Source organism: Staphylococcus ureilyticus (assembly GCF_025558845.1).
Taxonomy (GTDB): domain Bacteria; phylum Bacillota; class Bacilli; order Staphylococcales; family Staphylococcaceae; genus Staphylococcus; species Staphylococcus ureilyticus.
The window spans coordinates 2,628,350-2,651,068 of record NZ_CP094825.1; the positions used below are offsets into that span (position 1 = coordinate 2,628,350).

Below are 22,719 nucleotides of genomic sequence, written 5' to 3' on the forward strand. Positions count from 1 at the left end.
ATGGCGTACTGGATTATTCCAAGCGTTGTATATGTCGTTAATACTCATTTCACTTTCAGTGGCAGTGAGTTTTTTTATTTGATCATATTACGGTAGCGCACGTTCAGTACAAGTAATGAATGCAATTTGGCGTACTGGATAAGGTTACTTTAGTGATAAAGTAACAAACAAAGGTGGTACCGCGAGCTAAGCTTTCGTCCTTTACATCCGATTGATTCGGGTTTAAAGGACGGAAGCTTTTTTTATTTTTAAAGGAGGTTATCTGTATTATGAAAAATACTGAGTTATCACAAATCGCACTGACACAAGATGCAACAGGAGCGATTGCAAATCCGATTTATTTATCAACAGCATATCAGCACCCTCATTTAGGAACATCGACGGGTTTTGATTATACAAGAACTAAAAACCCAACACGTTCAGCTTTTGAAGAATCATTTGCCAAGTTAGAACGTGGTACTGCTTCATTTGCTACTGCAAGTGGCATGGCAGCCATACAATTAATATGTAATTTATTTAAAGCTGGCGATGAAATACTCGTTTCATTCGACCTTTATGGTGGCACATTTAGACTATTTGATTTTTATGAGCAACAATACGGTGTACAATTCAAATATGTTGATTTCTTAAACTATGAAACTGTTAAAGAAAGCATTACAAAAAATACTAAAGCGCTATTTATAGAAACGATTTCAAATCCACAAATGCAAGAAGTAGACGTTGACCCATACTATATTTTAAGCAAAAAACATCGCTTACTAACGATTATAGACAACACTTTTTTAACACCATATCTCTCAACACCACTTGAAGATGGTGCAGATATTGTACTACATTCTGCTACGAAATACATAGGTGGGCATAATGATGTACTTGCTGGTGTCGTGACGGTTAAAGATGAAAATTTAGCTGAAAAATTAGGTGAATTTCATAACATGATTGGTGCAACTTTATCACCTTTTGATAGCTATTTACTACAACGTGGTTTAAAAACATTACATTTAAGAATGGACCGTTCAGAATATAATGCTCAATTATTAGCCAAACGATGTTGTAACTTAACAGGCATTGACCAGGTCTTATATTGCGGTCGAACGGGAATGATGAGTCTACGCTTAAATAAAAATTATAAAGCCGATAAATTTTTAGAAAACTTAAAAGTATGTATTTTTGCAGAAAGCTTAGGGGGAACAGAAACTTTTATCACATTTCCTTATACACAAACACACGTTGACATGCCAGATGAAGAAAAAGAAAAGCGAGGCATTGATGAACATTTACTGAGATTATCCATCGGCGTTGAAGATTACGAAGACATTGAACAAGACATTATACAAGCATTAGAAAAATCTAAAGAAAGTGTGATTATATGAGTTTATCTAAAGAAACAGAAGTAATATTTGATGCACAAAGAGGTGTTGATTACGATTCAGCTAATCCACCATTATATGCATCTTCGACATTTCATCAAAAAGTTTTAGGTGGTGACGCTAAATATGATTATGCGCGAAGTGGCAACCCTAATCGTGCTTTGTTAGAAGAAAAATTAGCAGCACTTGAAGGGGGCGATTACGCATTTGCTTGTGCATCAGGTATTGCAGCCATTTCAGCTGTACTACTCACATTAAATGCAGGTGATCATGTCATTCTCCCAGATGATGTCTATGGTGGTACTTTTAGATTAACAGAACAAATTTTGACACGCTTTAATATTCAATTTACCACGGTAGACACAACACAGTTACAAGAAATTGAAGAAGCGATTCAATCAAATACAAAACTGGTTTATATTGAAACACCATCTAATCCATTATTTAAAATCACTGATATTAAAGGCGTCTCTCGTATCACACAACAACACGAACTATTACTCGCTGTTGACAATACATTTATGACACCACTTGGTCAGTCACCTTTAGCTTTAGGTGCAGATATCGTCGTACATAGTGCTACAAAATTCTTGGGTGGTCATAGTGATATCATTGCTGGCGCTGCTATCACAAATAATAAAGCAGTAGCAGACGCACTTTATCTATTGCAAAACGGTACAGGAACTGCATTGTCTGCACATGATTGCTGGACGTTAGCACAGCATTTAAAAACGTTGTCTGTACGTTTCAATCAATCTGTTGAGAATGCACAAAAAGTTTATGATTTCTTAACGCAGCGCGAAGAAATTGCAGAAGTCTATTACCCAGGAAATGACAAGTTACATTTATCTCAAGCAAAACATGGTGGTGCTGTTTTAGGCTTAAGACTTAAAGATGAATCAAAAGCGCAAGCTTTTGTAGATGCGCTCACGCTACCACTTGTATCTGTCAGTTTAGGTGGCGTTGAGACGATTTTATCCCACCCTGCTACTATGTCTCATGCTGCTGTACCAAAAGAAGTTCGTGAAGCACGCAATATTACATTTGGATTATTTAGATTAAGTGTAGGCTTAGAAAATGCTGACGAATTAATTGCTGATTTAAACTACGCACTGAAGGAGGCCTTCAATGAGTCAACTCATCAACAAACTGAAACAGAACATTTTAGTCGCTGATGGTGCAATGGGAACCATTCTATATTCTGATGGTTTAGATACTTGTCCAGAAGCATATAATTTAACCCATCCTGACAAAATAGAACGGATTCATCGCTCCTACATTGAATCTGGTGCAGATATTATTCAGACCAATACTTATGGTGCAAATTTTGAAAAATTAAAAGTATTTGGTTTAGAACACAAGGTTAAAGAAATACACAAAGCAGCGGTACAAATTGCCAAAAGAGCAGCTAATGATGAAACATTTATATTAGGTACTGTTGGTGGATTCAGAGGTGTGAAACAGGAAGATTTAGGTTTAGAAGCCATTCAATATCATACCGAGATCCAAGTAGATACTTTAGTTGAAGAAGGCGTCGACGGTTTACTTTTCGAAACCTATTATGATTTAGAAGAGCTGACCAACATTATTACAGCTACAAAACGCAAACATCATATTCCTATTATTGCTCAATTAACAGCATTAAACACAAATTACTTGAGAGATGGTACGGAAATTAATACAGCTTTACAACGCGTTGTCGACAATGGTGCTGATATCGTTGGACTCAATTGTCACCATGGTCCTCACCACATGCAACAATCATTTTCACATATTGAATTACCTGACAATGCCTATTTATCTTGCTATCCCAATGCAAGTTTATTAGATATTGAAAATAGTCGATTTAAATATAGTGACAATGCCGAATACTTCGGTAAAGTGGCAGAGCAGTTGATCAAAGAAGGCGTTAGGATTATCGGGGGTTGTTGCGGGACTACACCAGAACATATTCAATACATTAAGTCCTCTGTAGCCAATCTCAAACCGGTATCCAGTAAAAATGTAATACCTATTAAAAAATATAATAGTCCTTCACATAGCAATGTACAACAACAAAACTTAACAACGAAAGTCAAAGCACGTCCCACTATTATAGTAGAATTGGATACGCCAAAACACTTAGATACAGAAACATTTTTCAGAAATATCAAAAAACTTGATGATGCTCATATTGATGCGGTGACCTTAGCAGATAACTCTTTAGCTACTGTGCGTATCAGTAATGTCGCAGCAGCATGTATCATCAAACAACAATATAATATTGAACCGCTCGTTCACATCACGTGTCGCGATCGTAACCTCATTGGACTACAATCACATTTATTAGGCCTATCCTTACTGAATGTAAATGAAATACTAGCCATTACAGGGGATCCATCAAAAATTGGTCATTTACCCGGCGCAACTAATGTTTACGATGTGAACTCCAAAGGATTAACAGAAATTGCATTACGCTTTAACGAAGGTATTAACACAGATGGTGATGCGCTGAAGACGAAAACGAACTTCAACATCGCAGGTGCTTTTGATCCAAATGTTCGAAAACTCGAAGGGTCAGTCAAACGTGCTGAGAAAAAGATAGAGAGTGGCACACACTACTTTATCACACAGCCAGTCTATAGCACCGAAAAAATCGAAGAAATATATGAAGCAACCAAACATTTAGACGTACCATTCTTTATTGGCATTATGCCAGTCACTAGCTATAATAACGCACTATTTTTACACAACGAAGTGCCTGGAATTAAACTATCCGAAGAGATTTTAGAACAATTTGAAGCTGTTAAAGATGATAAAGAAAAAACGAAAGCATTAAGTCTTAAACTTTCTAAGGAACTTATAGATACCGTCCATAAATATTTTAACGGCTTATATTTAATTACACCGTTCCAGAAAGTCGATTACACTTTAGCACTCGCATCATATTCACAATCAATTACTTCAAGTAAACAGGAGGCAATATTATGACAATTCAAACATCAAATTTAGGTTTCCCAAGATTAGGCAGAAAAAGAGAGTGGAAAAAAGCAATAGAAAGTTACTGGGCTAATAAAATAGATGCCCCTACATTAAATCAACAATTAACAGACTTGCATAAAGAGAATTTATTACTACAAAAGAACTATAATCTAACGAGTGTCCCTGTCGGAGATTTCTCTCTTTATGACCATATTCTTGATACATCATTATTATTCAATATTATTCCAGAACGTTTCCAAGGCAGAGCATTAGACAACGATTTATTGTTCGACATTGCCAGAGGTAATAAAGAACATGTTGCAAGTGCATTGATCAAATGGTTCAACACAAATTATCATTATATTGTACCTGAATGGGACAACGTAGAGCCAAAATTAAATGACAATGTATTATTAGAGCGCTTCAAATATGCACAATCCATTAATGTGAATGCGCACCCAGTAATCGTGGGTCCCATAACATTCGTAAAACTTTCTAAAGGCGGTTCGCAATCATTTGAAGAAAAAGTAAATACATTATTGCCTTTATATAAAGAAGTTTTACAGTCTTTAGTAGATGCAGGCGCGGAATACATTCAAATCGATGAACCTGTACTTGTGGAAGATGATAGTGCATCATTTGAAGATATTACACGTACTGCTTATAACTATTTTGACGAAGCAGGCGTAAGTAATCACCTTGTGATTCAAACTTATTTTGAACGTGTCAACTTAAAATTCCTCAACTGCTTACCTGTAAAAGGATTAGGTTTAGATTTTGTACATGATAACGGCTATAACTTAAAACAAATTAAAAATGGCGAACTAGACAAAAACAAAACACTTTATGCAGGTATTATAGATGGTCGTAATGTGTGGGCAGCAGACATTGAAGCTAAAAAATCATTAATCGACACACTACAAAGTGCTACAAATAACCTTGTCATTCAACCATCTTCTTCATTGTTACATGTACCAGTATCATTAGATGATGAAACATTAGACGAATCCATCGCAGAAGGTTTGAGTTTTGCCACTGAAAAATTAGATGAATTGGATGCTTTAAGACGATTATTTAATGACAATGACAGTCAGAAATTTGATGAATTGAAAGCACGTTATGAGCGCTTCCAAAATCAATCATTTAAAAATCTAGAGTATGATTTCGACAGTGTGCGTACTACACGTCAGTCACCTTTTAAAGTGCGTAAAAAAGCACAAGATGCACGTCTCAACTTACCTGATTTACCAACGACAACGATTGGATCATTCCCACAATCGCAAGAAGTAAGAAAATTCCGTGCAGATTGGAAAAATAATCGAATTACAGATGAAGATTATAAAACATTCTTAAAAAATGAAATTGCACGCTGGATTAAAATCCAAGAAGATATCGGATTAGATGTCTTAGTCCATGGTGAATTTGAACGAAATGATATGGTAGAGTTCTTCGGCGAAAAATTACAAGGCTTCTTAGTGACGAAGTATGAGTGGGTGCAATCATACGGTTCACGTGCGGTAAAACCACCTATCATTTATGGTGATGTAAAATGGATAGAGCCTTTAACAGTTAAAGAGACACTTTATGCACAAAGTTTAACGGATAAACCAGTAAAAGGTATGCTTACAGGTCCAGTGACTATCTTGAATTGGTCATTTGAACGTGTAGACTTGTCACGCGAAACCGTACAAGACCAAATTGCATTAGCGATTAATGAAGAAGTTTTAGCTTTAGAAAAAGCTGGTATCCAAATTATTCAAGTTGATGAACCTGCATTGAGAGAAGGTTTACCATTACGTTCAGAATATCATGAAGATTACCTTAATAAAGCTGTGCACTCATTTAAATTAGCTACATCATCTGTTGCCGATGAAACGCAAATTCATACACATATGTGCTATTCTCAATTTGGCCAAATCATTCATGCTATTTATGATTTAGATGCAGATGTTATTTCAATAGAAACATCTCGTAGCCATGGCGACTTAATTAAAGATTTTGAAGATATTACTTATGACTTAGGTATTGGATTAGGGGTATATGATATCCACAGTCCACGTATCCCTACTGAAGCAGAAATCACAGAAGCAATTAACCGAGCGCTACAAGAAATTGATCGTTCTTTATTCTGGGTTAATCCAGATTGTGGTTTAAAAACACGTAAAGAAGATGAAGTGAGAGAATCATTGACTGTGCTTGTAAATTCAGTAGACAAATTACGTAAATCAACAAACCCTGCAACAGTTTAATCATTAATGACGAAGGTGATACCAATGACATATCCACTATGGGAACAGTTAGAACAATTAAAAACTGCAACATGGGTAGACTTAACCCATACTTTTGATGAAACAATTCCGTGTTTTAGTGAATTTGAACGCGCAAAGGTTTCTACACTATTTAATGTTGCCGACGATGGTTTCTATGTCCAAAACTGGAATATTGTGACTCAGTATGGGACGCACATAGATGCCCCGATACATTTTGTCGAAAAAACGCGCTATCTTCATGAAATTGATCTAAAAGAACTCGTATTACCATTAGTTGTTTTAGACTTTTCACAAGAAGCGGCAGCTGATGCTGACTTTATTTTAACGCGTGATCATATTAAACAATGGGAAATTGAACATGGTTCAATCGAACCTGGCACATTTGTTGCGTTTCGCAGTGATTGGTCCAAACGTTGGCCAGATATTGAACATTTTGAAAATAAAGATGCAGAAGGGCAACTACACTTACCTGGTTGGGGCTTGGATGCCTTACAATATTTACTTGAAGATAGACAAGTCCAATCTATCGGTCATGAAACGTTTGATACAGATGCTTCAGTAGATGTTGTCAAAAATGGTGATATTGTCGGTGAACGTTACGTATTAGGTCAAGATACCTACCAACTTGAGTTACTAACAAATTTAGATCAACTGCCTACACGAGGCGCCATTATTTATGCTATCAGTCCAAAACCAAACAAAGCACCTGGATTTCCAGTACGTGCCTTTGCTATCAAACCTTAAAACCATAAGCGAAAAGGTCCATTTCGCTTCAATAATATGAAACTTATAAAACCTAGCCATTATCATATATAAGAAATTGAGCACTTCTTATATTCATATATCTCTTTTATAAATAGACAATAAATTCTAAAATATGATTATGTTGATACGTAACTATTTGAAATAACGCTACACAAACAATTATCATTAACTGTTTATAGACACCAACATATTACCAACTTAACTGGGGCGGGAATTTGATATCAAATACAATTTTTGATTTCTATCCCGTCCCACTTTTATGGAATAAATACATAGGTCATAAGTTGGATTTTTAATAGATGATAATCTCTATCATTTAAAAAATTAAAATCAATGTTATACTTCAATTAAATTCTATTATATAAATAGCGTGTTATTGTGCATGCTTTACTATAAATTTTTAATACAATACGAGGTGACCTTTTTGGAATTAAATAAATCAAATTCCCCTTTTGATGAAAATCAATTGGAACTTATACAACAACTTATGCCAACACTGTCATCAAATCAACAGTCTTGGTTAAGTGGCTATTTGCTTAATGCTTCTACAGATGAAGGTGACCCATCGCAATATACCGATCATCCTGAAACATCTGAACACGCAAACGCAACAGCTGAATTAACATCGTCCATTAACGCAACTAATTCAGAAGTACCAACAGAAGATACGACGCATTCGACAATATCTACGGATGAGCCTATAGAAGTAAACATTTTATTTGGAACAGAAACAGGCAATGCTGAAGAAATTGCTGATGAATTTGAAACAAAATTAAAAGAACATGATTTTACAGTTCATACTTGGGAAATGGATGATTTTCCTCAAGAGGATTTATCAAAAGTTAACCATGTGTTTATCATTACTTCAACGCATGGTGTAGGAGAACCTCCGATTAATGCGTTGGATTTTTATGACTACCTGCATAGTGACGAGGCACCTGATTTAAGTCATTTAAACTTCTCAGTGCTCGCATTAGGTGACCAAGACTATCCTGATTTCTGTCAAGCAGGCAAAGATTTCGATAAAATCTTAGGTGATTTAGGTGGTCATCGATTAGCTGATCGCGTTGAATGTGATTTTGATTTTGAAGAAGTATCTGAGCAATGGATTATTGACATGCTTGAACTTTTGTCTCAAATGTCTCCTGGTAGTTCAAATAATGAACCTAAAGATGAAGATGTCGTTGTCGAAGAACCACAAGCAACTTATTCAAAAACACATCCATTTTATGCTGAAATCATCAAAAATAGTGTGTTAACTGAACCAACTGCTACCCGTGAAGTCAGACATCTTGAATTATCTATAGAAGGGTATGGCGAAGCCTACGAACCTGGAGACAGCTTAGTAATTATCCCTCAAAACAACCCAGAACTTGTAGAAGAAGTAATCCAAACATTGGATTGGGATGGCACAACAACAATAGACATAGACAATAGCGGTAATAGTACCACTATACAGGATGCACTTACGAACGAATTTGAAATTGCTAAATTAACACCATCTATATTAAATAATGCAGCTGCATTATTTGGAAATCCTATGCTAAATGCAAATGTTCAAAACAACGAATGGGTACAAGATTATATTTATGGCAGAGATTTCATTGATTTAATTAAAGATTTTACACCTGTCGCGCTGTCACCTGATATGTTAAAAGACTTATTGAGAAAATTGCCGCCAAGAGAATACTCTATTGCTAGCAGTAATCAAGTAAATCCACATACCGTCCATATCACTGTACGCGTAGTTAAATATGACGCACATCATCGTGAACGTCATGGCGTATGTTCTGTACAACTCGCAGATCGTACACAATTAGGTGATAAATTACCTGTTTACCTTAAAAAAAATCCTAATTTTAAATTCCCTTACGATGAACAAACACCAGTCATTATGATTGGTGCAGGTACTGGCATTGCGCCTTACAGAGCTTATCTCCAACAAAGAGCGCATTTAGGACTGAAAGGTAACCAATGGCTCATATTTGGAAATCAAAATATTGATGCAGATTTCCTATATCGCAATGATTTAGAGTCATGGCTTGACCAAGGCGTGCTTAGTAAACTAGATTTAGCATTTTCAAGAGATACAGAAAATAAAATCTATGTTCAACACCGAATTGAAGAAAATGGGGAAGATTTTTATCAATGGTTAACAAATGGTGCAACCATTTATCTTTGCGGTGACAAAGAAGAGATGGCAAAAGGAGTACACCAATCTTTTGTCAATGTACTCATTCAGCATGGTAACTTTAATCAATCACAAGCAGAAGATTATTTAACAGAACTAATTAAAAATCAAAGATATCAACGCGATGTTTATTAATAGTTGAGCCAATCACTGCATCATCATTACATTGATATGAATCCTACAACCACCTCAGCGATTATTTTTCAGATAATCGAACGGAGGTGGTTTTTTTATACTAAATTGCTGTTAAAAATGCCATTTAGAATAATATTACAACCACTTACCTATTTTGTATGGTAATCAAATCATTTATTTGTTTTACTTATCAATAAGAAGGAGGCGAACTGAGCATGGATGTGAAGGTAATATATAATCAGCATTTAGACAACAATCAAGTAATCATTGAAGTCAATGAACACACTGAGCACGTGAATGACATTGTAAACTATATTAACAAATTAGCCAAAACGAAGTTATTTCCCGGAAAATATAAAGGGGAAACACACTTTATAAAACAAGAAGATATTATTTCCTTTCGCATAGAAAATAAAATTCTTACTATGATTACCGCAGACAAACAATTTACAATGAATCAGCGACTATACGAAATCAAATCTCAAATCAACACCTATTTTCTACAAATCTCTAAATCTGAAATAATAAATATTAATTATATTGATTATTTGAAACTCAATAAAAATGGCACAATTGAAATTCGTTTTACTAATAATGATTTCACTTATTCATCAAGAAGGTATTTACCATTAATCAAGGAGGCTTTAAAATTATGAAACGCTTATTACACGGCGCAATCACAGGTATTGCTATTGGAGTTATCATTTCTTTATTTTTTTCAGTTGTTTTTTCACATACTTCATTTCATCCAGTCTCCCCTGTCTCAACAATGGGTCATTTATACTTTCAATATTTAAGCGAATTACAAACAATGTTTATCGCAGTTATCATCTGGGCATTAATTGGTATTACATTCAGTTTTGGAGCACTCATATTTTCAAGTTCTAGAAAATCATTATTATTTAAAACATCTGTGCACTTCACCCTAATGTTCGTTATCATGCTCCCTTTAGCAATACTAGCGGGATGGTTTCCACTTAAAGTTTCAGCTTTAGTATCTTTTATCATTATCTATACAATTGTCTATTTTATCATTTGGTCAATAGAAGCGAAACGTAATCAAAACGATATCAATGAAATTAACGCTATGCTTTCAAAAAGAAAGGGTGAAAAACATGAATAAAGGGAGATACACTGTAATACCCAATGCCTCAGTCACAGTTTTTCTAATAGGACTTCGTATAAATAAATGGTATAAAATTCATAAATGGTTACCTGTACTCTTAGCTATGCCACCTATGCTCAGAGAATTATCAAAAGATAAAACGCTGGGATGTTTATCTTTTGAAATGCTATTTAAATATCGTGGTGTGATGATTGTTCAATATTGGGAATCCAATGAAAAATTACTTTCTTATTCAAAAATGCCGGTACATTTAAAAGCATGGCGACGTTTTATGAAAGAACTTAAGCAAAATGATGCTGTAGGTTTTTATCATGAGACTTATAATGTCGATGCGAATCAATATGAAAATATTTATATAAACATGCCCGATTTTGGTCTAGGAAAAGCACGTAATAACGAAAAAGTAACCAAAGCTACACACACAGCAAAGCAACGCTTACACTCATAAACCTGACCTATCAATGCTCATCCTGCCTTATCACTTTATATGCGATGAACATATACTAAAATAGTTTTCAGCATAGAAAAGCTCCCTTCAAGTTTCATTTTTTTAATGTCACTTTGAAGGGAGCATATGCATTGTCTATACTCATTCCTAACAGAATATAGTTATTTCAGTGTTTTATTACTTTACTAGCTAATTACTAAACTATTATCTTACATATTCAAAGATACCGGCAGCACCCATACCTACACCGATACACATCGTTACCATACCATATTGTGTATCCGGGCGTTTTTTCATTTCTGAAAGTAATCTGCCGACCAACATCGCACCCGTAGCACCCAATGGATGACCTAAGGCAATTGCTCCGCCGTTAACATTCGTCTTTTGAGCATCTAAACCTGTCTCTCTCATTGAAGCGATTGTTTGAGATGCAAATGCTTCATTCAACTCTACTAAATCAATATCATCTACATTCAAGTTTGCCTGTTTTAACACTTCAGGAATTGCATAAGCAGGTCCAATCCCCATTAATTTAGGATCTACACCAACTGCTTTAAAACCTACGAATCTCGCAATTGGTTCTACGCCTAATTCCTTTACCTTTTCACCTGACATTACTACTACAAAGCCTGAACCGTCAGTTAAGGGTGCCGAGGAGCCTGCAGTCACTGTGCCATCCGCCTTAAAAACAGTGGGTAATTTAGATAATGCTTCTTGATTCGTATCTGGTCTAATCAATTCATCATCTTTAAATACTGCCTGCGATACGACCGGACCATTTTCATCATAATCCACTTTATTCACTTCAATCGGAATAATTTCATCTTCAAATTTACCTTCTGCTTGTGCTTTAGCAGCACGGGCATGACTTTGTACTGCATAGGCATCTTGATCTTCTCTAGAAACCTTGTAAGTGTCAGCCACTATTTCTGCAGTTAACCCCATTGGATAAGATACACCAGAATCTTCGTCTTGTAGTATCGGGTTATTGGTTGGCTCATTGCCCCCCATCGGTACCGCACTCATAAGTTCAATACCTCCAGCAACTAGAATGTCTGCTTGGTCCGCTATAATTTGATTTGCTGCATGTGCAATTGTTTGTAAGCCTGAAGAACAATAACGATTGACTGTTTGACCAGGTACTTCATTTGGCATCCCTGCTAATAAGGCGATTGTTCTAGCAATATTTTGTCCTTGCAAGCCTTCTGGAAATGAATTCCCAACAATGACATCTTCAACCATACTAGGTTCAAATGAACCTCCAACTCTTTCTAAAACACCTTTCAATACTTTTGCAGCTACTTCATCAGGTCTCTCATGAGTCATTGCACCATTTTTTGCTTTACCAGCTGCTGAACGTCCATAAGCTACTATATACGCGTCTCGCATTTAGTTTCACCCTTTCCTCTATAATGTTCGATTATTAGTTGCGTAGCGGTTTTCCTTTTTCTAACATGTGAGAAATTCTATCGTATGTTTTTTTATTTTGAAGTAATTCTAAAAATCTTTCTTTTTCAAGTTTTTGTAAATATCTTTGATTTACATAGGTGTTACGTGGAACATCTCCACCACTTAGTACTTCTGCAATCTTCAATGTTATTTCATAATCGTAATCACTAATAAAGTGACCCACACGCTGTGCATCTAATTGACCTTCCGCTAACGCTTTAAAGTCTCGACCTAAAGCGATATATTGAGTTTTTGGAAGTGGTACATAATTCGCTTCAGATTCATAGCGCGCACGTTTCAATGCAATTTCAATACGTCTTTCGGTATTTAAAATAACTGTATCTGTTTCTTTTAAATAGCCATATCTTTTTGCTTCATAAGCGTTTGTAGATACTTTAGCAAAGCCAATTTGCATTAAAATATTGGTAATAGACGCTTGTTTATCATCTTTTTTATGATTTGTACGCATAATACGATCTGTTAGTTCTGCTAGTCCGCCACCTGCTGGCAATAAACCTACCCCTGTTTCTACAAGGCCAATGTAAGACTCACTCGCCGCTACAACAATTGGTGAATGTAATACAAGTTCACAACCGCCTCCTAATGCACGTCCTTGAACAGCTGTTACAACAGGTTTCAACGCATGTTTTAGTCTCGCAAATACATGGTGTAATTGTTCGACCGCTTCACCTACTTCAGAAACCACTTTCCCGTCTTCATGTGCTTTCTTCATTTGATATAAATTAGCACCTACACTAAAGTTGTTACCACCTGCGTAAATCACCATGCTCGTGAAGTCTTCATTTTCAAGCTTATCAATTGCTTCTAATAAGTCAGATAAAAAGCTATTTGAAATGACATTATTTTTACTTTGTAATTTTAATAATAATTGATCTTTATTTGCTATAGATAAATTAGAATCGGATCTATCCCACAATTCTGAATCGATATAAGCTGTTACAGGTGTCACGCGTTCAATAGATTCACCTTCAGCATAAAACGGTTCGTTGCGTTGCTCAATCCAATCTGGTAACTGACCTAATTCTTCTTTCATACGAGATTTAACACGTTCATATCCCATTAAATCCCATAATTGGAATGGTCCTAATTTCCAGTTGAATCCCCAAACTAATGCGCGGTCAATATCTTTAAAATCTTCCGCAGCTTTTGGTACATTCAATGCTGAATAATAGAAATTATTTCTCAATGTTTCCCATAAGAATACACCTGCATCATCTTGTGCATTAAAGATAACATCTAAATTTGAGGCAAGGTCTTTACTAAAATGACCTAAAATTTCTAGTTGTGGCTGTTTTGGCTCAACGTAGTCATTTTGCTGTTCATCATAAACATAACGTTGTTTATTTACTTTTTTATAAAACCCTTGTTTTGTTTTATTTCCGAGTGCACCATTTTCGGCTAATTTTTCAGAAAGTGTTACATCTTTGAAGAATGGTTGCTCTTCTGGAATTTTTTGCAATCCTTTGATTACAGCCATAGCAATATCTAATCCTACTAAATCAGACAGCCCATATGTGCCCATTTTAGGTCGACCAATACTGCGACCAGTTAATGCATCAACATCAGTAATAGAGAAACCTTGCTGTTCTGCGCGATACATAATATCATTCATTGTTTGTGTGCCAACTCTATTGGCAACAAAACCAGGTACATCATTTGCTACAATTACCCCTTTACCTAATACATCTTCTGCAAAGGTTTGTACCCGTTCAACAACCGCTGAATGCGTTTGTTTATTAGGGATAATTTCCACTAATTTCATGATTCTAGGTGGATTAAAGAAGTGCATACCGAAAAATCTTTCTTTATCACTATCATCGAATACCTCTGCAATTGCTTCAATTGGAATACCTGAAGTATTTGTTGCAAACACTGCATCATCATTCGCTACTTTTTTAACTTGATCCCAAATTTGATGCTTTATGTCCACTTCTTCTTTAACTGCCTCAATATATATATCTGCATCATCATCTTGTAAATCTTCATTGAAATTACCGTATGATAAGTTTGAGGCAAATGATAAATCAAACAGTTGTGGACGTTTAGGATTTGTAATTGCTTCATAAGCCTTTTTCGAGATTTTGTTAGGATCATTTTCATCAATGACAATATCCAATAATTTAACTTTTAAGCCTGCATTTACAAGTAGTGCAGCAATTTGACTACCCATTGTTCCTGCACCTAGCACTGTTGCTTTTCTTATCGTCATACTAAACCCTCCAATTTTTTCATTAACATCTTACACATAAATCTTTATATAAATGCGGAATCTCCTGTAATTGCTCTACCGATAACTAATGCATTGACTTCGTGTGTACCTTCGTATGTGTATATTGCTTCTGCATCTGCAAAGAAACGAGCGATATCATATTCTCCAGCTAATATACCGTTACCACCATGAACACCACGACCCATGGCTACAGTCTCTCTCAATCTTAATGAATTCATCATCTTAGCTGTTGAAGTCGCTACTTCATCATATTCACCGTTAGCTTGCATACGTGCGAGCTGTGCACATGTAGCCATGGCTTGTGCTAAGTTTCCTTGCATCATTGCCAATTTTTCTTGAATAAGTTGGAATTTACTAATTTCTTTACCGAATTGTTTACGTTTTGTTACGTAATCTGTCGTTGCTTTCAATGCGCCAGCCATTGCACCTGTCGCCATATAAGCCACACCTGCACGTGTTGAATATAAAACTTTCGCGATATCTTTAAAGCTATTAATATTTTGTAAACGCTGTTCTTCTTTGACGACAACATTTTTCAAACGAATTTTTGCATTAGGTACGATTCTTAGTGCAATTTTATGTTCTAACAGTTCAATTTCTACGCCTTCTTGACTTGGCTCAATTATAAATCCTTTCGGTTTGCCAGTTTCAACATCTACGGCATAGACTGGCATGACATCTGAAACATTTGCTCCACCAATCCATTTCTTTTCTCCGTTAATAATCCATTCATCGCCTTGACGTTTTGCAGTTGTTTCTAACCCTCCTGCGACATCAGAGCCATGTTCTGGTTCTGTCAGCGCAAAACAAGTACGTAATTCATGTGATTGTAACTTGGGTAGATAATAGGCCTGTTGTTCTTTACTACCGCCAAACCAAAATGAATTATGTCCTAATCCTTGATGCACACCTAACAATGTTGCTAAAGATACATCAAATCTTGCAATCGTATATGACATGAAAAACTGGAACATTTGACTCGGTGTACGGGCGCCTTCACGACCTTCAAACAGCAATGGATTATTAAAATAGTTAAGTTTTCCTAACTCGTCAAAATAACCTTCTGGCTCAGTGGCATTTAACCAATGTTCATTCACAGAATCACGATATTTTTCTTCTAACATATCATTCAATTGTTTTAATAATTTCACTTCGCCTTCCGTTAAATCTTTTCCAATACTTAAAATATCTTCTGGGTACAATGCTTTTAGTGTTTCTTCTTTTGTTGGCATAATTAAAACCTCCATTTTTTGATAGCGCTTACATTTATAGTAAAAAAATTTTGTGCTTTTCAGCATTTTATTTTAATTCAAATCGTCAACACCTTTGGCTTCTTGTTGAGCTTTCTCATTCATGTATTTCTGAAGTTCTAATTTGTCTGCTTTTGATGTAGAGTTCAATGGCATGTGTGTCAATTTCAAATATAATCTCGGTATTTTATAACCAGCAATATTTTCACGCATATGCGCATCTAATTTTGCTTCAAAATCCGGATCATCTTCGGTAAGCACAACTGCTGCAGCAACTGATTCACCATATTTAGGACTATCATATCCAACGACAACCCCTTGAGCTACGAGTGGGTGTTCTGCTAATACCGTTTCCACTTCGGAAGGTAGGACATTCTCACCACCAGTAATAATCATTTCTTTACGACGATCAACGATATAGACATCACCATCTTCGTCTACTTTTGCTAAATCGCCTGTTAAGAAATATTCGCCATGAAATGTTTTTGCAGTTTCTTCAGGTTTGTTCCAGTAACCAGGTGTTATATTATTACCACGAACGCCAAGTTCACCGATTTCACCAACTTCTACCTCTTCAAAGTTATCATCGAATATGCATATATCCATAAACATGACTGGTTTACCAATACTGCCTGGTTTCTGCGCACCATTTTCCGGTGTATTGACCATTACGAGCGGTGCTTCAGTTAAGCCATAACCGTTAATAATTGAATAGCCTAAACTATTAAATTTCTTTTGCACCATTGGTAAAGGTGATGAACCACCTTGAATTAAGAAATCGATACTTTCAAAGTTTTTTAAGTCGAAATTTTCTGCTACCAACATGGCATAATACATCGTTGGAATCTGAATTAAATAATTTGGTTTGTACTGAGCCATTAAATCATTTAGCGCTTCGCCATTAAAATAACGCTGTAATATCAGAGTGCCTCCAGCCATTAATAAAGGCAGCGTCAAATCGTTAAATCCTAAGACATGGAACATTGGTGTGGAAATAATTGTTGTATATGTCGAATTAATTTTATAAGTCAGTGCAATATTGATTGGATTATTTACAAAAGAATCGTATGAAAACATAACTCCTTTAGGTAATCCCGTTGTACCGCTTGTATACATTAACGATGCTAAATCGTTTCCTTCCACATTAACAGTATTGAAAGGACGGTGTTGCGAAGGATCTACTATATCATCATATACTTTTGAGTCAATATCCATGTGCAGTAAGTCATCTGCAATACCTTCTAAACTTGAGACATGCTTCTCAGCGTAAAAAATGAGTTTGACATTTGAATCTGCAATCACACTTTTTATTTCCTGTGTTTTCAAACGCCAGTTAATTGGTAAGTATACAGCCCCCAATTTAAATGAAGCGAACATCAAATCTAATAATGCTACGTCATTAGGTGTAAATATACCGACGACATCGCCACGTTTTACACCTTGATCTTGTAAATGATTAGCTAAATTTTCTGCACGAATATTTAAATCTTGATAAGTCCATTCTGTGCCTTTGAATGGGTCAATCACTGCGGCTTTTTCATCATCAAATGTCGCTCTTGTTTTAATCCAGTCGTAGTTCATATTTTTCTCCCCCTTAGTTTAAATACGATAATCCGACTTTATTGCATCAGACAATCCTCCCCACTTATCTTGATAAATATCGCTATTTATTTCTTTCAAATGCGTTGCAATGAGCGGCTTGAATTCCATATTTGCTAGAATATCTCGCTCTAAATCAAGACCAGGAGCTATTTCAATGAGCATTAATCCCTGTTGTGTGAGTTCAAATACAGCCCTTTCGGTGACAAAGTAAATCTCTTGTTCAAGCAAAAACGCATTTTCAACATTGAAATCAATATTATCAATTTCATTGATAAATTTTGGTATGTGACCTTCTTGTTCTACATTAACCTTGCGCTGTTCATAACTTAGTTGACCCCCGACAACTAATGAACCGGAAAAGACAATTGTTTTTACCGTTTGACTTATGTCGATAAACCCACCACAGCCATTCATTTTATTGCCAAATTTTGAGACATTTACATTACCTTTGGAATCTACTTGAGCAAAGCTTAGAAAGGCTATATCAACGCCTCCGTTATAAATGAAATCCCAAGTCATATCGTGTCTCATACGTGCACTTAAGTTATAGTTCATACCAAAATATTTTCCGCTGCTAATCAAACCACCAAACACGCCTGTATCTATATTGGGCTGTACTAAATTGTTAACCCCTTCTTCAGTTAAAACATTGGATAACTCATTATTTATGCCAAAACCAATACTGATGACATCACCTTGAAGTAAAAATTGAGCAGCACGTCTCAAAATTACTTTTCGAGTGTTCAATTCTATATATGGTTCTCGCATCTCTGTAATTTGATAATGTCCTGAAAGTGCCGGATCATAGTACGTTTGAATCACTTGTCTATGATATTTTGGATCACGGTTCACTACAATATAATCTACTAATTTGCCAGGTATAAACACTTCATTTGGATTGAAACGACCACTTTGAATCACTTCTTTCACTTGAACAATGACCTTTCCATTATTTTTATGCGTAGCTGCTGCTAAACTAAAACCTTCTCCTAAGTGTGTCTCATGCTTCATATAAATATTGCCTGCTTCATCAGCATATGTACCTCTTAGTAAAGCTACATCAATTTCTGGAAACTGATATTTCAAATAAGTGTCATCATTGATATTTATTAAAGAAACCAAATCCTCAGTCGTACATGTATTGACTTTTCCACCAGAATAACGTGGATCCACATTTGTATTTAAACCAATTTTAGTAATCGGCCCTGGAAAAGCTTCCGTACTTCCTCGATAATGTGTGGTTATAACACCTTGAGGAAGGAAATAAGCCTCTATTTCATTGTTCTGCATTGCTTGAATCGTTGCTGGTGAACCAGTAATAATACTCGTGATTAATCGTTTAACCATACCCCTTGAAACGAATGAATCTAAATCATAACTGTCACCTCTATAGTCACTAATATCATTAGCAAGCATGAACGTTAAATTATTAAGTGATTGATCCTCATCATATTGTTCGACTAACGTTTTAAGTATCTCAGCTGGTAAATTTGCTGTAGATAAGGCTGCCAGAGCTATAACATCACCTTCTTTTACGATGTCTTTCAAATCTGAAAATGGAATAATTTTCATACAGTTTCTCCTATCTATGTTTAATCCAACTAATAAAATATTGAGTGATAAATATCTCCTTTCTTCATGTATGTAAGCCCTTACATGTAATATACCATTATTTTTGAAATTTATGCAAAAATTTTAAATTTTACGATTATAGTGAATTGTGAAAGTATCCATAACATCTGCTATGACAGTTTTGGAAGTGTGTGAAGGAAAATATGAAAATCATTGAAAGAGAACTAGACAGACAAAATGTTTTATCAAAAAAGGATATATCCGAGGACGATAAAAAAATCTGGAACATGATTGCTTTGTCCCAGACGTATTCATTACATTTTCTGTTGTAAGGTACTATAAAAAAGGAAACAGTCATTTGTATATCACTTGCTGCTACCACTCGCGCTGTACTTTTATCTATTCATTCTCCAACAATTTAAATTTTTCTTCTAATGTTTGAAGCCCTTGGTCTATAATCTTTTTTTGTTCAATTAAATTTTTTTGATGTTCCAAAAATATATTTTTCCGCTTCGTTTTTGTGTCACTGCCTTGATGATATAACTCCGCAATTTCTTTTAATTTTGATATAGGCATATGTGTCTGACGCATGCATTTTATAAATTCAATCCAATATAAGTCTTCTTCTGAAAAATCTCTATAGCCATTCTTATTTCTCTGAACAAAAGGAAAGAGCCCTACTTTATCATAATATCGAATGGTGTGTTCACTGATACCTAAATTATCGGCAACTTGTTTGACTTGCATAATTTACCTCCTAAAAAAGGTGACCTTATAAAGTCACCTTTTTGTCTATTTCATAAGTTGAACTAGCAATTCTTCATAGTCATTGTCAATGATAGCTTCAAATCCAAATGTTGATGTCATATCATGTTTTAATGACGCCACACTGTTATAACCAATGTGTTCAGGATTATCTATACTTAAAGCAATACTTTTAATATCATTATGGAATAAATTATTTTGATGCGATAGCTCAATAATCTCTTCGGCTAATGCTTTAACGTAATTATGACTTGGCACAGATACATTCTTTTCATCTATTACCTTGGCTTCTGTAATAATTTTGATATCTGTTTCTTTCCCTTTAAATATTGCTAAAAAGTAATACATATCAAAATGACCTCCTTATGATTAAAAAGTAAACTAGCGAGTCGTATAACCACCATTTGCAAATAATGTTTGACCGTTGATCCACCATCCATCTAAAGTTAAGAAAGTAATAATCGGCGCGATGTCTTCTATTTTTGTAAGTTGGTTATGAAGCGCTTGGGATTTATGGAATGCTACAGCATCATCGCCTTCTTGTGGATAGAAGAATGGCGTATCCATTGGCCCTGGAGCGACAGCGTTTACTGAAATCCCTCTATCCATAAATTCTGAGGATGCTGCGCGTGTATAATGCTCAACAGGCGCTTTGCCACCAGCATAAGTTGAATAAAAACCGGTGTAAGCAGCAAGCAATGCAGTAGCCAAAGTGATGATTTTACCATGATCATTCATAGATTTTTCAGCATATTTAATAAAGAAATAAGCTGACTTTGCGTTGATGTCCGCCATGCTATCGAATTCTTCTTCAGTCGTTTCTGAAATAGGTTTTTTAAGCACTTTTCCAACAGTATTTATTGCAATATCAACTTTTCCAAATGTCTCTTCAGCATGTTGAAATAAAGCTTGGACATTATTAACGTTTGTCAAATCACCAGAAAATAATGTACCTTCTCCGCCTAAATTTTCAACTTTTGTAAGTGTCGCTTTTGCATCATCTAAAGAATTTTCATCATGGTGATGGATTACTAATTTGGCTCCTTCTTTAGCGTAAGTAGTACTTAATAAACCACCAAGGTTCTTAGCACCACCAGCAATAACTACAACTTTGTCCTGTAGACTATTAAATTTACCCATATTATATAACCTCCTTTGAATATAATTCAATCGTAAACCTTAGAGCGCGATATCAAGCAAGTGATTGCTGAAAAATGCTAATATTTTTAGTGGCGTCTTTGTTTCATTAGAATGTGCTGTATGTGAAGAAAAATGATGATATTACTTTGTTCTGTTGGCTTTTATATCGTTATTTGTTGACAACCTTCATTTCCTTACTTTTTTAGTTGCGCGTTAACTTTTTTACTGTGTTGTATATTATTAATAAAAAATACAAACCATAATATTAGAAAAATAATCACAAATATAGTAATTGATGAAACCACTGTGGAAACCTCCATTGGTAACCAATGATTAAGATAAGCTACAGCAATAAATGAAATAACACTACCACTTAAATGAATGAATAATTGCAGTAATAAAGGTATACTATCTACTACATAAATACTAGATAATAAACCACAAACAGCTCCAAAGAAATATATTCCTATTACATCACCAAAACCAATGCTCATATGATTAGCTGCGAGAAATATAATCGTAATGCTACTGCTAAATCCAACACCTTGTAACATTTCTTTTAAGATTCTTTTCATTATAATCCTCTCCTTATATGTTATATGCCTAATGCTTTATTTAAATTTTTGACGTATCTTCGAGATATAGACACTTTCTTACCATTCGTAAGTGTAGCTATTAGATTACCTGAGAATGATGGGTTAACTTTCTTTATAAAATGAACATTAATAATTGATGATTTAGATATTTGTATAAACAAAGCTCCGGCCAATTTATGTTGTAATGTATTTAAAGACATGCGTGTTGTAAGTTCTTTTTCTGTTGTCGTAATTGTGATTTCTTTATCAAATATTTCAGCGAACATAATATCTGATTTACTGATCATGAATATACCTTCTGATGTTTTAATCCCTAGTTTATCTAAATTTGAAAATGTGAAATTATTAATGTGTTCTAATAAACTTTCACCTGTTTTTCTATCAAAAGTATTGATTTTTACTTCTGTTATAGTGCGAACTTCGTCTATTTTCAGATGAACTCGTACGTCACTTTCCATAGTACCGCCCCCTCTTTTTACTTATACTATATAATTCACTGCTATTTTGTCAGTACTTTTATCGTAAGAGGTCACCAATATAACGTAACCGGTCGGAAGCATAACTATAAAATTCAAACGCTTTTCTAACATCGTTCATAGTTTCATTTTTAATAAAAAACGAAGCACATTAAAAATTAGCCAGAGACATAAAGTTCTTGGACAAATGGGACGTATTTTGGCGAGACTCTTGAGGGAACAGGACAAGCTGAAAACTACAGGCTGAAGCTGTCCCCTAAGAAAGCGAGCCAACAATACGAAGTATTGAATTAAAAAGAAGCACTCAGATGAATTAAATCATCTGAGTGCTTTTTTCTGGGATTTATGTACC

The 22,719-nt window shown here is 35.1% G+C and carries 19 protein-coding genes and 1 other annotated feature (1 of these 20 running past the window's edge); of the genes, 9 read left to right on the top strand and 10 right to left on the bottom strand.

Annotation, left to right across the window (positions count from 1 at the left end; genetic code table 11):
* Window positions 1–205: a binding site (T-box leader), on the top strand; it begins 170 nt to the left of the window's first position.
* Between the two features lie 64 nt (window positions 206–269).
* From MUA21_RS13040 to MUA21_RS13080, 9 genes are all read left to right on the top strand, one after another.
* Window positions 270–1,373, top strand: a complete 1,104-nt coding sequence (locus MUA21_RS13040; RefSeq protein WP_107525510.1) for a PLP-dependent transferase — start codon at window positions 270–272, stop codon at window positions 1,371–1,373.
* The gene (metC, locus tag MUA21_RS13045; RefSeq protein WP_262561493.1) at window positions 1,370–2,545 is read left to right on the top strand and encodes a cystathionine beta-lyase MetC; all 1,176 of its coding nucleotides are present in this window, start codon (window positions 1,370–1,372) and stop codon (window positions 2,543–2,545) included. The genes MUA21_RS13040 and metC overlap by 4 nt, the downstream gene beginning before the upstream one ends.
* Complete coding sequence (locus tag MUA21_RS13050; protein ID WP_107525509.1) at window positions 2,499–4,340, top strand: bifunctional homocysteine S-methyltransferase/methylenetetrahydrofolate reductase; 1,842 nt, start codon at window positions 2,499–2,501, stop codon at window positions 4,338–4,340. The genes metC and MUA21_RS13050 overlap by 47 nt, the downstream gene beginning before the upstream one ends.
* A complete protein-coding gene (metE, locus tag MUA21_RS13055) occupies window positions 4,334–6,580 on the top strand; it encodes a 5-methyltetrahydropteroyltriglutamate--homocysteine S-methyltransferase (RefSeq protein WP_262562277.1) in 2,247 nt (748 codons plus the stop codon). Before MUA21_RS13050 ends, metE begins: the two co-directional genes overlap by 7 nt.
* A 24-nt stretch (window positions 6,581–6,604) precedes the next feature.
* On the top strand, window positions 6,605–7,345 hold the full coding sequence (locus MUA21_RS13060; protein WP_262561495.1) for a cyclase family protein: 741 nt from the start codon (window positions 6,605–6,607) through the stop codon (window positions 7,343–7,345).
* Between the two features lie 445 nt (window positions 7,346–7,790).
* Window positions 7,791–9,692 (top strand): diflavin oxidoreductase, encoded by a 1,902-nt coding sequence (locus tag MUA21_RS13065; protein ID WP_145381313.1) that lies wholly within the window; start codon window positions 7,791–7,793, stop codon window positions 9,690–9,692.
* A gap of 215 nt (window positions 9,693–9,907) precedes the next feature.
* Entirely contained in the window at window positions 9,908–10,348 is a 441-nt protein-coding gene (locus tag MUA21_RS13070) for a LytTR family DNA-binding domain-containing protein (protein ID WP_052722064.1), read from the top strand.
* Window positions 10,345–10,815: a DUF3021 domain-containing protein gene (locus tag MUA21_RS13075; protein WP_046207138.1), complete on the top strand. Its 471-nt coding sequence runs from the start codon at window positions 10,345–10,347 to the stop codon at window positions 10,813–10,815. Before MUA21_RS13070 ends, MUA21_RS13075 begins: the two co-directional genes overlap by 4 nt.
* Complete coding sequence (locus tag MUA21_RS13080; RefSeq protein WP_145381312.1) at window positions 10,808–11,266, top strand: DUF4188 domain-containing protein; 459 nt, start codon at window positions 10,808–10,810, stop codon at window positions 11,264–11,266. The genes MUA21_RS13075 and MUA21_RS13080 overlap by 8 nt, the downstream gene beginning before the upstream one ends.
* A 204-nt stretch (window positions 11,267–11,470) precedes the next feature.
* Here MUA21_RS13080 and MUA21_RS13085 read toward each other — a convergent pair whose 3' ends face one another.
* The 10 genes from MUA21_RS13085 to MUA21_RS13130 all read right to left on the bottom strand — a co-directional run bounded on the left by MUA21_RS13085 (window position 11,471) and on the right by MUA21_RS13130 (window position 22,349).
* Entirely contained in the window at window positions 11,471–12,655 is a 1,185-nt protein-coding gene (locus MUA21_RS13085) for a thiolase family protein (protein ID WP_107525503.1), read from the bottom strand.
* 34 nt (window positions 12,656–12,689) lie between these two features.
* Window positions 12,690–14,945: a 3-hydroxyacyl-CoA dehydrogenase/crotonase FadB gene (fadB, locus tag MUA21_RS13090; RefSeq protein ID WP_107525502.1), complete on the bottom strand. Its 2,256-nt coding sequence runs from the start codon at window positions 14,943–14,945 to the stop codon at window positions 12,690–12,692.
* Window positions 14,946–14,989: 44 nt separating this feature from the next.
* The gene (gene fadE / locus MUA21_RS13095; RefSeq protein ID WP_046207142.1) at window positions 14,990–16,198 is read right to left on the bottom strand and encodes an acyl-CoA dehydrogenase FadE; all 1,209 of its coding nucleotides are present in this window, start codon (window positions 16,196–16,198) and stop codon (window positions 14,990–14,992) included.
* 72 nt (window positions 16,199–16,270) lie between these two features.
* The gene (gene fadD, locus MUA21_RS13100; RefSeq protein ID WP_064209693.1) at window positions 16,271–17,797 is read right to left on the bottom strand and encodes a long-chain-fatty-acid--CoA ligase FadD; all 1,527 of its coding nucleotides are present in this window, start codon (window positions 17,795–17,797) and stop codon (window positions 16,271–16,273) included.
* An 18-nt stretch (window positions 17,798–17,815) separates the two neighbouring features.
* The gene (gene fadX, locus MUA21_RS13105; RefSeq protein ID WP_064209694.1) at window positions 17,816–19,390 is read right to left on the bottom strand and encodes a fatty acid degradation protein FadX; all 1,575 of its coding nucleotides are present in this window, start codon (window positions 19,388–19,390) and stop codon (window positions 17,816–17,818) included.
* A 399-nt stretch (window positions 19,391–19,789) separates the two neighbouring features.
* Complete coding sequence (locus tag MUA21_RS13110; RefSeq protein ID WP_107525501.1) at window positions 19,790–20,137, bottom strand: MerR family transcriptional regulator; 348 nt, start codon at window positions 20,135–20,137, stop codon at window positions 19,790–19,792.
* Window positions 20,138–20,182: 45 nt separating this feature from the next.
* Window positions 20,183–20,503 carry a hypothetical protein gene (locus tag MUA21_RS13115; RefSeq protein WP_107525500.1) on the bottom strand — a complete coding sequence of 107 codons (321 nt, stop codon included), beginning with the start codon at window positions 20,501–20,503 and terminating at the stop codon, window positions 20,183–20,185.
* A 33-nt stretch (window positions 20,504–20,536) separates the two neighbouring features.
* A complete protein-coding gene (locus tag MUA21_RS13120) occupies window positions 20,537–21,295 on the bottom strand; it encodes an SDR family oxidoreductase (protein WP_073345414.1) in 759 nt (252 codons plus the stop codon).
* Between the two features lie 194 nt (window positions 21,296–21,489).
* Window positions 21,490–21,870: a DUF3021 domain-containing protein gene (locus MUA21_RS13125; RefSeq protein WP_258085638.1), complete on the bottom strand. Its 381-nt coding sequence runs from the start codon at window positions 21,868–21,870 to the stop codon at window positions 21,490–21,492.
* A gap of 20 nt (window positions 21,871–21,890) precedes the next feature.
* A complete protein-coding gene (locus MUA21_RS13130) occupies window positions 21,891–22,349 on the bottom strand; it encodes a LytTR family DNA-binding domain-containing protein (RefSeq protein ID WP_145381307.1) in 459 nt (152 codons plus the stop codon).
* Window positions 22,350–22,719 lie beyond the last annotated feature (370 nt).

Excerpts from the sequence above, each read along its gene's own strand:
- fadX (WP_064209694.1), bottom strand. The coding sequence starts at position 19,390 with ATGAAAATTATTCCATTTTCAGATTTGAAAGACATCGTAAAAGAAGGT.
- fadD (WP_064209693.1), bottom strand. The coding sequence starts at position 17,797 with ATGAACTACGACTGGATTAAAACAAGAGCGACATTTGATGATGAAAAA.
- MUA21_RS13110 (WP_107525501.1), bottom strand. The coding sequence starts at position 20,137 with ATGCAAGTCAAACAAGTTGCCGATAATTTAGGTATCAGTGAACACACC.
- MUA21_RS13120 (WP_073345414.1), bottom strand. The coding sequence starts at position 21,295 with ATGGGTAAATTTAATAGTCTACAGGACAAAGTTGTAGTTATTGCTGGT.
- MUA21_RS13085 (WP_107525503.1), bottom strand. The coding sequence starts at position 12,655 with ATGCGAGACGCGTATATAGTAGCTTATGGACGTTCAGCAGCTGGTAAA.
- MUA21_RS13075 (WP_046207138.1), top strand. The coding sequence starts at position 10,345 with ATGAAACGCTTATTACACGGCGCAATCACAGGTATTGCTATTGGAGTT.
- MUA21_RS13125 (WP_258085638.1), bottom strand. The coding sequence starts at position 21,870 with ATGAAAAGAATCTTAAAAGAAATGTTACAAGGTGTTGGATTTAGCAGT.
- MUA21_RS13115 (WP_107525500.1), bottom strand. The coding sequence starts at position 20,503 with ATGTATTACTTTTTAGCAATATTTAAAGGGAAAGAAACAGATATCAAA.
- MUA21_RS13040 (WP_107525510.1), top strand. The coding sequence starts at position 270 with ATGAAAAATACTGAGTTATCACAAATCGCACTGACACAAGATGCAACA.
- MUA21_RS13050 (WP_107525509.1), top strand. The coding sequence starts at position 2,499 with ATGAGTCAACTCATCAACAAACTGAAACAGAACATTTTAGTCGCTGAT.
- fadB (WP_107525502.1), bottom strand. The coding sequence starts at position 14,945 with ATGACGATAAGAAAAGCAACAGTGCTAGGTGCAGGAACAATGGGTAGT.
- MUA21_RS13070 (WP_052722064.1), top strand. The coding sequence starts at position 9,908 with ATGGATGTGAAGGTAATATATAATCAGCATTTAGACAACAATCAAGTA.
- metC (WP_262561493.1), top strand. The coding sequence starts at position 1,370 with ATGAGTTTATCTAAAGAAACAGAAGTAATATTTGATGCACAAAGAGGT.
- MUA21_RS13130 (WP_145381307.1), bottom strand. The coding sequence starts at position 22,349 with ATGGAAAGTGACGTACGAGTTCATCTGAAAATAGACGAAGTTCGCACT.
- MUA21_RS13060 (WP_262561495.1), top strand. The coding sequence starts at position 6,605 with ATGACATATCCACTATGGGAACAGTTAGAACAATTAAAAACTGCAACA.
- MUA21_RS13080 (WP_145381312.1), top strand. The coding sequence starts at position 10,808 with ATGAATAAAGGGAGATACACTGTAATACCCAATGCCTCAGTCACAGTT.
- fadE (WP_046207142.1), bottom strand. The coding sequence starts at position 16,198 with ATGCCAACAAAAGAAGAAACACTAAAAGCATTGTACCCAGAAGATATT.